This window comes from Micromonospora endophytica, assembly GCF_003236305.1.
GTDB lineage: Bacteria > Actinomycetota > Actinomycetes > Mycobacteriales > Micromonosporaceae > Micromonospora > Micromonospora endophytica.
The window spans coordinates 1-11,445 of sequence record NZ_POTX01000197.1 but is presented as its reverse complement, the minus strand read 5'-3'; the positions used below and the strand labels follow the sequence as shown (position 1 = coordinate 11,445).

The following is an 11,445-nucleotide window of genomic DNA, read 5'->3' as shown; positions in this document are numbered from 1 at the left end:
ACGCGAGGGTGGGCGGCCGGGCGGAGCGGGGGGCTCAGGTGCCGGCCGCGCCAGAGGTAGCCGCCGGCAGCCAGGGTGGCCAGGCCGACCAGGACGAAGACCAGCCGGTAGTCGAGCACGCCGACGACCAGGGCGCCCACGCCGATCGAGAACGCCTGCGGGCAGCGGACCGCGGCCTCCGAGGCCGCCGCGACCCGGCCGAGCAGATCGGGTGGGGTCCGCCGCTGGATCAGCGTGTGCATGCCGACCAGAGTCAGCGGCAGCGACACGCCCGCCAGCAGCACTGCGGCGAAGCCGAGCCACAGATTCGGGTACGCCAACGCCAGCGCGGCCGGCCCGAAGAACGCGACACCGGCGGCCATCGTGCCCAACTCGCCGACCCGACGTACGACTGCGGCGGAGCAGAGGCCGCCCACCAGTCCGCCGAGGCCCTGCACGGTGACCAGCACGCCGACGAACGCCGCGTCCCGGCCGAGCCCACGATCGACGTACGCGAAGATCAGGGACTCGGTGAAGCCCATCACCAGCGAGCCGAGTCCGTAGCCGAGCAACGCCCGCCGCAGCGCCGGTTCCCGGGTGAGGTGACGCAGCCCGGCGATCAACTCTCCCGGCCAGCGTCGTCCCGGGCCCGCACCGCCAGCCTGCCCTGCGGACGACCCGGCCGGCCGCGGCGTACCGACTGCGGTGGACGACCCGGACGACCCCCGCCTGCCCACCACGGCGGGCGACTCCGACGGCCCCTGCGTGCCCACCACGGCGGGTGACCCGGACGGCCTCAGCGTGCCGACCACGGCGGCGGCGACCAGGAAGCCGGCCATCCCGACGGCGGCCAGCATTCCGCCGCCGAGGACCGCGTAGAGGCCGGCACCGGCCAGCGGACCGACCAGGCGTAGCCCCTGCCGGACCGTTTGCAACACCCCGTTCGCCTCGCCCAGCAGGTCGGCCGGCACCAACTCCCGGATCAGGCGGCTGAGCAGCGCGCCGACCGTGAGGTTGGACAGGCCGTAGAGGGCGGCCACCGCATAGATGATCCACATGTCGCCCGCGTCGCGGACCGCGAAGAGCGGAGTGAGCAGCAGCGCCATGGCCAGGTGGGTGGCGACGAAGAACGGGCGCCCGGGATACCTGTCGACGAACCAGCCGACAAGCGGCGCGAGCACCCTCGGTGCGATGATGACGAGGATGGTCGCCCCGGCGAGCCCGTCCGACCCGGTCAGGTCCTTCACCCAGATGGCGAGCGCCAACAGCAGTATCGACTCGGCGATCATGCTGGCCAGCAGCCCGCCGAAGAGAAGACGGAAGTCCGGGCGGCTCAGGACGGTGCGCATTGGTCCCTCCGGGGTGGCGCGACGCGGGGCGGCAGACGCTCGACTGGGTCCGGCGACGCAGGTCACGGCGGCTCCCGTCCGGGTGTCAGGTCTGGCGTTTTTCTGATGACACGCCCTCCGCCGGTACCTCCGGCGCCGGTCGCGACGTCCATACTGGCCGTGGGGGGCGAATTTCATACAGTTACCGTCGCGTCGGCGACGGTCGACGAAAAGAGGACAGCGTGCCTCCAGCCGCACCCAGCCCGATCCGGCGGCGTTCCCGGCTCGGCAGCGCACTACGCCGCCTGCGTGAGGACGCCGGACTCACCGGCGACCAGGTCATTGACCGGGTCGGCTGGGCCTCCGCGTCCAAACTGTCCCGGCTGGAGAACGGCCGCAGCCGGCCCGACCCGCAGGACGTACAGCGCCTGCTCGACCTCTACGGCGCCGGCGAGGCCGAGCAGGCCGAGTTGCTCGACATCACCCGCCAGGCCGCCGACATGCGCGCCTGGCTGAAGAAGTTTCCGGCCATGACCCAACAGCAACGCGTCTTCGCCGAGCTGGAGGCGGGCTGCGCCGAGATCTCCGAGTACAGCCCGGTCCTGGTGCCGGGACTGTTGCAGACCGCCGGGTACGCCCGGCTGCGACTCTCCTCGGCGCAGCAGATCGACCAGGAGGCCGGCGACGCGGAGATCGGTGAGGACATCGACACCGAGATCAAGGCGCGACAGTCCCGACAGGAGTTGCTCACCCAGGACACCGACGCGCCGAAGTACACGGCGGTGCTGGAGGAGGCCGCGCTCGGCCTCCGGGCCGGCCCGCCGGAGGTGATCCGGGAGCAGTTGATGCAGTTGCGGGAGCTGTCCACGCTGTCCAACGTCAAACTGCACGTACTGCTGCGGGACACCCCGGTGGGTGAGTGGTACCTCCCACCGACCGCGTTCTCGCTCTACCGCTTCGCCGACCCGCAGGATCCGGAGACACTCGCCATCGAAGGCGGCTTTACCGACGTCATGTCGACCGAGAAAATAGCCCTAAATCGCTATAAAGTGGTTTTTGAGCGGCTATGCACGGCGGCGCTCTCCGAGACGGACACCTACCAATGGCTTACCCAGGCGCTGGGATGGCTGTCCGCTGCGGTGACCCCGTCCACCCAGACCAGTGGTTCGGCAACGGCGCCGGCCCAGCGTCGCGGATCCTCCGGGCGTCTGACGGAGCGGTGACCCCCGGGCGGTGACCCCCGGAAACCGCCCGCCGTCGGGACGTGCCCCGCCGCTCGTTCCATCGGTTCACCACAGGAGCGCAACGATGAACGAGATCCGCAACACGCCGTCCGTCCTGTCCCAACTCGCGGACGCGCCATGGCGCACGAGCACCCGGAGCCAGACCTCCAACTGCGTCGAGGTCGCGCCGCTGCGTACCGACGCGACCGCGGTGCGCGACAGCAAGGACCGCGGCGGCCCGGTGCTGCTGTTCGACCGGGCCGGATGGCTCGGCTTTCTCTCCGGCGCCAAGAGCGGGCAGTTCGACCTCTCGTAGCGCCGCAGGAAAGGGCGGGGCCGTCGGCATGGATGCCGGCGGCCCCGCCGTCGTTCACCCCCAGATGGCTGATGAGCAGGCATCGGATGATCGGACCGGGTGTGGGACCAATCGGCGCGTTTCACTTGCTGGGACGCAGACCGGGCGTACGATGGCGGCGTACCGACGTGGAACTTCCACGGATTTCACCCGTCGCGGCACATCCGGAGACCCCGATGCGGTTCCTGATCGTTCGCACCGACATTCGCGTCGCAGCCGATACCGACATCACCGCCGCCTGGGCCGGCGGTCGCCGGCTGCGGGATGAGACCACCCGGCCCGAACCGCGCCGGCAGGTCGTCCACGCCGAGGACCGCGACGCCGCGCTCCTGCTCGCCCGGGCGCTCGCCACGGTCGGTTCCGTACGCTCCGGCAAGCAGCGGGTCAAGGTGCTTCCGTTGGACGCTCCGGCCGGCCGTCGCGCCGGCTCGGACGGACGGGGCAGCTGACCTCACCCACGTCCGTCGTGGTCGACCGGCTCCCCCGCTGTCATTCACCCAGCCGGCCACGACGGCCCGTGTCCCCGGCCCGTGACCGCCGCGGCAACGACGGTCACGGGCCGGGGCCGCACTCGCCGTCCGGCTTCCGAGCCTTGCGCGTGTTAACAGGGGGCCCCTGCTATACCTGAGGCGTTAACAGGGGACCCCTCCTTCAACAATGGCCGTCGAGCCAGCGGTGGATGAGGAAGAGGGCTATCGAGGAGGCGGGAGGCAGGCGCAGGCTAGCGCCGCCCACGTCGACCGCCCGGCCCGCCAACGTCGCGCCGATCTCCTGCCGGGAGAACCAGCGGGCCTCGGCGATCTCGGTGGGGTCGACCCGCAGCGGGTGCGCCGGATCGGCGGTGGCCAGGAAGCCGAGCATCAGCGAGCCGGGGAACGGCCACGCCTGGCTGCCCGCGTACGTGATGTCGCCGACCGGCACGCCCACCTCCTCGCGTACCTCCCGCAGCACCGTCGCCTCGGCCGACTCGCCCGGCTCCACGTAGCCCGCCAGGCAGGAGAAGCGACGCTGCCCCGGCGCGTTGGGCCAGGCGGCGTTGTTGCCCAGCAGGCACCGCCCGTCCTGGCCGTCGACCCCGTCGTGCACGAGCACGATCATCGCCGGGTCGGTACGCGGCCACACCCGCTCGCCCTGGGCGTCCACCCGGGACCAGCCGGCCTCGTCGGCACGGGTCGGTGCACCGGTCACCGGGTGGTAGAGATGCCGCAGATGCCAGTTGGTGAGCGCCAGCGCGGTGGTGAAGAGTCCCGCGTCCCGGTCGCCGAGCAGGTGCCCGATCTGCCGCAGGTTCACCGCCCGGGTGTCCGGCGCCGCCGCCAGTGGGGCGTGCACACAGAACACCGGCACCCCGTCCGGCTCGACGCCGAGGAACATCGCACCGGTGGCCAGCGCCGGGGGGAGGTCCTCCGCCGCGGTGAGGACGAGCGTCGGCACCGGGGTGTCGGTGCGCACCAGCGTCTGTCCGCCGCCTTCGACGTCGAGCACCAGCACCCGGGCACCGGCCCACGCCTGCGCCAGCCACGCCGGATCGGTACGCCGGTGTGCGGCCCGATCCAGGGTGGAGCGGGCCAGCGGCGGTGCGGCCTCCCCGCCCGCCGCCACGGGCTGGCCGGCGCCGGCGTACGAGGTCATGACGGCACCGGCACGGTCTCGATCGGTGTCAACGCGGCAAGCGACGGCGTGATCCGTTCGGCGTCGCCGAGCACCACGGTGACCGCCCGCGCCGGGGCGAGATACCGGGCCGCCGCCTCGGCGACGTCCTCGGCGCTCGCCTTCGCCAGCCGGGACTCGTGCTCGGGCAGGAAGTCGAGCCGCAGCCCGCTACCGGCGTACGCGCTGACCACCGACGCCAGCCCCGCCTGGGTGGAGACGCCGAGTTGGAGGGTGCCGAGGGCGTACTGGCGGGCCTGTTCCAGTTCCTCGGGTCGGGGCGGCACGGTGGCCAGCCGACCCAGCTCGTAGGTGGTCTCCAGCAGCGCCGGACCGGTCACCTCGGTGGCCACCTCGGCGGCGGCCACCAGCACCGAGCCGGCGACGGAGTGTTCCACAAGCGAGTGCGGACCGTACGTGTAGCCCTTGTCCTCACGGATGTTCTCCACCCAACGGGAGGAGAAGTAACCGCCGAAGATCAGATTGGCCAGTTGCAGCGCGGCGTGCTCAGGGTGGGTGCGCGGCACCGCCGGCAGGGCCACCCGCAGCGAGGACTGCACCGACCCGGGCCGGTCGACTAGCAGCAGCGGCCCCGGCGCCAGCGGCGGGGCCGGCGGCAGGTCGCCACGGTGCCCGTCACCCTGCCAGCCGCCGAGCGCCTTCTCGGCCGCGTCCAGCGCCCGCTCCGGCCGTACGTCACCGACCAGCACGAGCACCGCGCCCGCCGGACGCACCCGCTGGGCGTGCAGCGAACGCAGGGCACCCGGCCGGACCGCCCGGACCTGCTCCGGGTCGGGCGTCTGCACGGCGTACGGGTGGCGGCCGTAGATCCGCTTGAGCAGGGCCGTCCGGGCCAGGTGGGCGGGTTGGCTCCGGGCCACCTGGATCCCGTCGACCAGGCGGTCCCGCTCGACGCCCACCCACTCGGCGGGGTAGCTGGCGCCGGTGAGCACCTCGGCGAGGATCTCCAGCATCCGGTCCAGCCCGGTGGCCAGGCCGGTGCCGGAGAACATCAACCGATCCGGGTCCAGCCCGGCGGCGAGTCCACCGCCGATCTTCTGCAACTCGGCGGCGATCTGCACGCTGCTCATCGTCTCGGTGCCGGAGAGGATCGTCTGCGCGAGCAGATGACCCCGGGCCAGGTGCGCCCGGCCGAAGGGGATCCAGAGCCGCAACTCGACGAGCGGTACCGCCGGACGGCGTACCACGATCACGGTGAGGCCGTTGTCCAACGTGCGCTCGGCCTGCCGCGGCAGCTTGAGCCGGCGGGTCGGGCCGAGCGGCGGCAGCGACCGTGGACCTGGCGCGCTCATCGGGCACCTCCCGGGATGACCTCGACGGATGCGCGGCGCTCGGGCCGCAGGGTGGCCGCGGCGGCACGGACCTGCTCCTCGGTGACCTCGCCGACCAGCCGGGGCAGCTCACCCAGCAGTTCCGGCGCGCCGCGTTGCTGCTCCAGCACCGCCATCCGCAGCACCCGGCCCAGCACGGCGTCGGTGTCGCGGAGCAGGTGGGTGGCCATCCGGGCCTGGGTACGGGCCAGTTCACCGTCGGTGAGCCCGTCGGTGGCGAGCCGGTCCAGTTCCTCGTCGACGGTGCGGAGCACCTTGTCGACGTCGCCGCCGGGCGGCAGGTGCGACTGGAGCAGCAGCGCGGTGGGGTCGCGGACGTCGAACGGGTCTCCCATGAACCCGAGGTAGCCGCCCACGCTCGTCACCGCGCGGTCGGTGTGCACCAGCCGCTCGACCAGCCGGGACGCGTCACCGTCGGTGAGCACCTCGGCCAGCACCACGTACGGCAGGTAGGCGGCGAAGTCGCCGACCGGGTCGGGCACCCGCCACGCCGACGCCACCGCCGGCAGCGGGGCCAGCGCGTCGGTGTACGAGGTGCGCCGCTCGACGGTCAGGTCCGGCTCGGTGAAGTCCGGCCGGGCCGGCGCCGGGCGGGCCGGCACGTCACCGAAGTGCCGCTCGATCAGCGCGGTGGCCTCGGCGACGTCGAGGTCACCACCGACCGAGAGGACCGCGTTGCCGCTGGCGTAGTAGCGCCGGAAGAAGTCCGTGGCGTCGGCGACGGTCGCCGACTCCAGGTCGTCGAAGGAGCCGTAGCCGTCGTGCGCGTTGGGGAAGGTGTCGAACATGACGGGTGGCAGGGTCAGCCAGGGAAACCCGCCGTACGGCCGGTTCAGCACGTTGACCCGGATCTCCTCCTTGACCACGTCGACCTGGTTGCGCAGGTTCTCCTCGGTCAGCCGGGGGCCACGCATCCGGTCCGCCTCCAGGAACAACGCCCGTTCCAGCGCGTTGCTCGGCAGCGTCTCGAAGTAGTCGGTGTAATCCAGGTGGGTGGAGCCGTTGAAGGTGCCGCCAGCACCCTGCACGTGCCGGAAGTGGGCCAGCTTCTCCAGGTTCTCCGACCCTTGGAACATCAGGTGTTCGAAGAGGTGGGCGAAGCCGGTGCGGCCCTCGGGTTCGGAGCGGATGCCGACGTCGTAGACCACCGCCACCCCGATGACCGGGGCGCTGCGATCAGGGGCGAGCACCACCCGCAGGCCGTTGTCGAGGGTGAACCGCTCGACCGGATACCTCGTCGCTGGGATCTTCACTCTGCGGGTCGGCACGGCTCCGACCCTAACCTGTCGACGACAGCCGCTTCAGCCGGACGCGGTGTCGGAGGAATCGGCAGGAGTAGCCGGGCTGTGCAGTTCCACAAGCCCCGACGGGGCGGCCCCGCCCGGCGTGACCGGCCAGGGCGTGAACGCCGCCACCGTGGCCAGCAGCACGCCGACAACGGCCACCGCGACCACCAGGAGCAGTTCGCGTGCTGTCGCGGCACCCACCATGGCCGCCTCCTTCGCGTGAGCCGACCCCCCGGCTCATCCCCCCGGACCCCGGACCACGGGCCAGCGAACCCAGCCTTTCCCGACCGGCGGGTGGGCACAGTCGCCCACCCGACCGTCCGAAGACTGATTGCCGACTCAGGGGGGCGATCCGCCGCCCCCCAGTGCGAACGGCCGGGCCGCCGCGGGCTGGACGCCCGACTACGACCCGACCGTCACGGGCAAGCTGAGGAGATCAGATCGGGCGGATGTTCTCCGCCTGCGGGCCCTTCTGGCCCTGGACGACCTCGAACTCCACCCGCTGGTTCTCGTCCAGGCTGCGGTAGCCGGAGGACTGGATCGCCGAGAAGTGGGCGAAGACGTCGGCGCCCCCGCCATCCGGGGTGATGAAGCCGAAGCCCTTGTCAGCGTTGAACCACTTGACGGTGCCAATTGCCATGCTTGTTTCGTCTCCTTGACGGAACGTCGGACCCGCACCCGTTGCGGGGCCGGAGAGAGGAATGTCCCGTGCGGACGTGCCCGGAACACCTGTCGCTTCTGGTCGCCCCGCCCGGAGAACTCCGGACACAACAAAGTGCGCCTGGGCCAGGTATCCGCCAGGCGCACACAGAGCTGGTAACCAAAACTGCAACTCAGGCACCGTACCACGGATAAGAACCCGCGTCACCCCCCTCAGGACGGCTCCGCGTCGGCAGGTCGGGCCGGCTCGGCAGCCGCCGGGCTGGCGGACTCCGGCACCGCCGTGATCAACGCGGTGAGCCCCTCGACGTCGAGCAGGTCCGCCGGGCGGACCGTCGCGCCGTCGCGCACATAGTGGAAGGCCGCACCGACCCGGTCGACCGGCACACCGGCCAACTCCGCCCAGGCCAGCCGGTAGACCGCCAACTGCACGGCGGCCACCTCGGCGGCCGGCCCGGACGGTGCGGCACCGGTCTTCCAGTCGACCACGTCGAAACGGTCCCCCGGCCGGCGGAACACCGCGTCCATCCGGCCGCGTACCACCACGCCGCCGATGACGGTGGCGAACGGGACCTCCACCTCGATCGGCGTACGATCGGCCCACTCGCTGGCCAGGAAGCGCTGTTGAAGCTCGGCCAGCGCCTCGTCCGGCGCGGCGTCGGCGTCGGCCGCGCCGGGCAGCTCGTCGGTGTCGAGCAGCCGGTCCGCGCCGAACCGCTGCTCCAGCCAGGCGTGGAAGGCGGTGCCCCGGCGCGCGTACAGGTTCGGTTCGGTGGGCAACGGGCGGCGCAGCGCACCGGCAAGTGCCGCCGGGTCGCGGCGCAACGCCACCAGCTGCGTCACCGACAGGTGATCAGGCAGCGTCACGTCGATCGGACCGGAGAGCCGGCTCAGCTCCGCCCGCTCGGCCAGCAACAGGTCGGCCTCCCGCCGCCACCGGACCACTTCCGGATCGGTCGCCGTCGCCTCGTCCGACCGGACCGACTCGTCGCCCTCGGTCAGGCAGCGCCGCACCAACGCCGCCGCCTCGGTCAGCACCGGACGGCGACCGCCGAGCGGGTCGGCCGGCCACTCGGCGCGCAGCACCACCTCGGTGGTGGGGTTGGCCGCGTCCGGAGTCGGCTCCGACGCCCACTCGTCGATCACGTACCCGGTCTCGCCGGCCAGGCAGGCGTCGTGCACCTCGCGCAGCAGCGCCGACGGCCCCCGGGGTCGCTTGGTGCCCTCCCCCCACCAGTGGCCGGAGCAGAGCAGCAGCCGGCGCGGTCGGGTCAGGGCCACGTACGCCAGCCGGCGTTCCTCCCGCTCGTCGTGGGCACGCCAGGCGTCGGTGAAGTCCGCCACCGCCCGCGCCACCCCGCGCTGGTCGTCGGCCTCGGCCAGGGCCAGCTCGGGCAGGCCGTCGGCGTCGCCGCGCAACGGGAAGGGCAGCACACCCAGCCCACCGAGCCAGTGATCGGAGTTACGCACCGGGCCCGGCCACACCCCGCGGCTCAGCCCGGCCACCGCGACCACGTCCCACTCCAGCCCCTTGGCGGCGTGCGCGGTGAGGATCTGCACCGCCCCCTCGACCACCTCCACCTCGCCCGGGGCGAGCCCCCGTTCCTCGTCCTCGGCGGCGGCGAGATAGGCCAGGAACCCGGCGAGGGTGGCGCCGGGCGTCTCCCCGCTGAACCGGGCCGCCACATCACCCAACGCGTCCAGGTGGCCCCGGGCCAGGCCGGCGTCGCCGGCACCGCCCCCGCCGGCCCGTACCGCCACCTCCACGTCCAGGCCGGTGGTCCGCTCGATGTCGGCGATCAGTTCCGGTAACGACTGGTCCAGGCGGTAGCGGAGCAGGCCCAGCTCCCGGGCGTACGCGCGCAACCGCACGTAGCCCTCCGCCGAGTACGCCTGCGCGGGCCCCAGGTCGGCGAGCGCCTCGACGAGCGTCGCCTCGTCGAGACGGTCCAGCACGATCTCCGGACCACCGTCGTCGGCCAGTTGCCGGCGGGCGGTGGCGATGGCCCGGGCCCGGCGGTGCAGGGCGACCAGATCACGCGGGCCGATCCGCCAGCGCGCACCGGTCAGCAGCCGCAACAGCGCGGCACCGTCCGTCGGGTCAGCCAGCACCCGCAGCGTGCACACCACATCCCGGACCTCGGGGGTGTCCAGCAGGCCACCCAGCCCGACCACCTCGACCGGCAGGCCACGCGCGCGCAGCGCGGCGGCGATCGCCGGGATCTGGCTACGCAGCCGGACCAGCACCGCGGTGGTCGGGCGCAGCGCGACCGGGATCTGCTCGGGCAGCACGCCAGGCATCCGGGCCGCGCCCCGCCAGGCCGCCAGCAGGCTGTCGGCGATCCAGTCGGCCTCGTCGGCATACGAGGAGAGCAGCGCGCAGTGCACCGTGCCGGCGGCGGCGCCGCGCGGGCTGCGATGCCCGATCGGCTCGTCGACGCTGAGCGCGGCATGCAGCTCGGGCACCCGGGCACCGGCGGCCCGCAACGGGGTGGCGAGCGCGTTCGCCACCGCGAGGATCTCCGGCCGGTTACGCCAGCTGGTGGTCAGCCCGAGCACCCGGGCCGGGCTGCCGTCGGCGCGGGCGAACTCGCCCGGGAAGCGGTCCAGGGTGCCGGCGCTGGCCCCCCGCCAGCCGTAGATGGACTGGCAGGGGTCACCGACGGCGGTCACCGGATGCCCCCCGCCGAAGAGCGCACCGAGCAGCACCACCTGGGCGTGGCTGGTGTCCTGGTATTCGTCGAGCAACACCACCCGGTAGCGGTTGCGCTCGATCTCACCCACCCCCGGATGGTCCCGCGCCACCCGCGCGGCCCGGGCCAGCTGGTCGGCGAAGTCCATCGCCTCGAAGTCGTCCTTGCGGCGGGCGTACGCGCGCACCAGCGGCAGCAGCTTCAACCGGATCTGCTGGAGGGTGAGGGCCTTACGCACGTCGGCGTAGATCCGGCCCGGTCGGGACTGCACGTCGGCGAAGAACCGACCGGTCCAGGCGGCGAGGGCGTCCGGGTCGACCAGATGCTCGTCCAGCTCGCCGGCGAGCGCCAGCACCGCGTCGGTGATGGTGCTCGGCATCCGGTCCACCCCGGACATGTCCCCGTCGTAGTTGCGCACGATCAGGTCGACAAGCTGCCAGCGGGACGCCTCGGTGAGCAGCCGGGTGGAGGGCTCGTAGCCGGCCCGCAGACCATGCTCGGTGACGATGCGCCCGGCGTACGAGTGGTAGGTGGCCACCGTGGGTTCCCCGGCCAACGCGTCGTCGAGCGGGTCGCGCCCGCGCCGGCCGAGTCGGCGGATCAGCTGGTCGAGCCGGGTACGCACCCGGTGCCCCAGCTCACCGGCGGCCTTGCGGGTGAAGGTGAGGCCGAGCACCTGCTCCGGCCGGACGTAGGAGTTGGCGACCAGCCAGACCACCCGGGCGGCCATCGTCTCGGTCTTGCCGGAACCGGCGCCCGCGACCACCAGCAACGGCTCCACCGGCGCCGCGATGATGGCGGCCTGTTCCCGGGTGGGTGCCGGCAGGCGCAGCAACCTGGCCAGCTCCACCGGGGTGTACCGGGGGCCGACGTCGGCCGCCCGGGGTGCCGGTGCGGCGGGGTTGAACAGGGCGGGCTG

10 protein-coding genes are annotated in these 11,445 nt (G+C 72.9%); 3 read left to right on the top strand and 7 right to left on the bottom strand.

Annotation, left to right across the window (positions count from 1 at the left end):
- Positions 1–1,328: MFS transporter (locus tag C1I93_RS23070; protein WP_111245391.1), on the bottom strand; the 1,328-nt coding region annotated here is incomplete at its 3' end.
- 221 nt (positions 1,329–1,549) lie between these two features.
- On the opposite strand from C1I93_RS23070, the gene C1I93_RS23065 reads away from it, so the two are divergent.
- From C1I93_RS23065 to C1I93_RS23055, 3 genes are all read left to right on the top strand, one after another.
- On the top strand, positions 1,550–2,530 hold the full coding sequence (locus tag C1I93_RS23065) for a helix-turn-helix domain-containing protein (protein WP_111245390.1): 981 nt from the start codon (positions 1,550–1,552) through the stop codon (positions 2,528–2,530).
- Positions 2,531–2,615: 85 nt separating this feature from the next.
- Positions 2,616–2,846: a DUF397 domain-containing protein gene (locus tag C1I93_RS23060; protein ID WP_111245389.1), complete on the top strand. Its 231-nt coding sequence runs from the start codon at positions 2,616–2,618 to the stop codon at positions 2,844–2,846.
- Positions 2,847–3,061: 215 nt separating this feature from the next.
- Positions 3,062–3,334, top strand: coding sequence for a hypothetical protein (locus C1I93_RS23055; RefSeq protein WP_111245388.1), 273 nt, complete (start codon positions 3,062–3,064; stop codon positions 3,332–3,334).
- 202 nt (positions 3,335–3,536) lie between these two features.
- Here C1I93_RS23055 and nudC read toward each other — a convergent pair whose 3' ends face one another.
- From nudC to C1I93_RS23025, 6 genes are all read right to left on the bottom strand, one after another.
- Entirely contained in the window at positions 3,537–4,517 is a 981-nt protein-coding gene (gene nudC / locus C1I93_RS23050) for an NAD(+) diphosphatase (RefSeq protein WP_111245387.1), read from the bottom strand.
- Positions 4,514–5,848 (bottom strand): M16 family metallopeptidase, encoded by a 1,335-nt coding sequence (locus tag C1I93_RS23045; protein ID WP_111245386.1) that lies wholly within the window; start codon positions 5,846–5,848, stop codon positions 4,514–4,516. Before C1I93_RS23045 ends, nudC begins: the two co-directional genes overlap by 4 nt.
- Positions 5,845–7,155 (bottom strand): M16 family metallopeptidase, encoded by a 1,311-nt coding sequence (locus C1I93_RS23040; RefSeq protein ID WP_111245385.1) that lies wholly within the window; start codon positions 7,153–7,155, stop codon positions 5,845–5,847. Before C1I93_RS23040 ends, C1I93_RS23045 begins: the two co-directional genes overlap by 4 nt.
- Positions 7,156–7,188: 33 nt before the next feature.
- Entirely contained in the window at positions 7,189–7,377 is a 189-nt protein-coding gene (locus tag C1I93_RS23035; RefSeq protein WP_111245384.1) for a hypothetical protein, read from the bottom strand.
- 232 nt (positions 7,378–7,609) lie between these two features.
- Positions 7,610–7,813, bottom strand: a complete 204-nt coding sequence (locus tag C1I93_RS23030) for a cold-shock protein (protein WP_099849884.1) — start codon at positions 7,811–7,813, stop codon at positions 7,610–7,612.
- A gap of 233 nt (positions 7,814–8,046) precedes the next feature.
- Positions 8,047–11,445: ATP-dependent helicase (locus tag C1I93_RS23025; RefSeq protein ID WP_258378332.1), on the bottom strand; the 3,399-nt coding region annotated here is incomplete at its 5' end.

What these genes read in the sequence shown, in the direction of transcription:
- C1I93_RS23060 (WP_111245389.1), top strand. Translation starts at nt 2,616, where the DNA reads ATGAACGAGATCCGCAACACGCCGTCCGTCCTGTCCCAACTCGCGGAC.
- C1I93_RS23055 (WP_111245388.1), top strand. Translation starts at nt 3,062, where the DNA reads ATGCGGTTCCTGATCGTTCGCACCGACATTCGCGTCGCAGCCGATACC.
- nudC (WP_111245387.1), bottom strand. Translation starts at nt 4,517, where the DNA reads ATGACCTCGTACGCCGGCGCCGGCCAGCCCGTGGCGGCGGGCGGGGAG.
- C1I93_RS23045 (WP_111245386.1), bottom strand. Translation starts at nt 5,848, where the DNA reads ATGAGCGCGCCAGGTCCACGGTCGCTGCCGCCGCTCGGCCCGACCCGC.
- C1I93_RS23035 (WP_111245384.1), bottom strand. Translation starts at nt 7,377, where the DNA reads ATGGTGGGTGCCGCGACAGCACGCGAACTGCTCCTGGTGGTCGCGGTG.
- C1I93_RS23030 (WP_099849884.1), bottom strand. Translation starts at nt 7,813, where the DNA reads ATGGCAATTGGCACCGTCAAGTGGTTCAACGCTGACAAGGGCTTCGGC.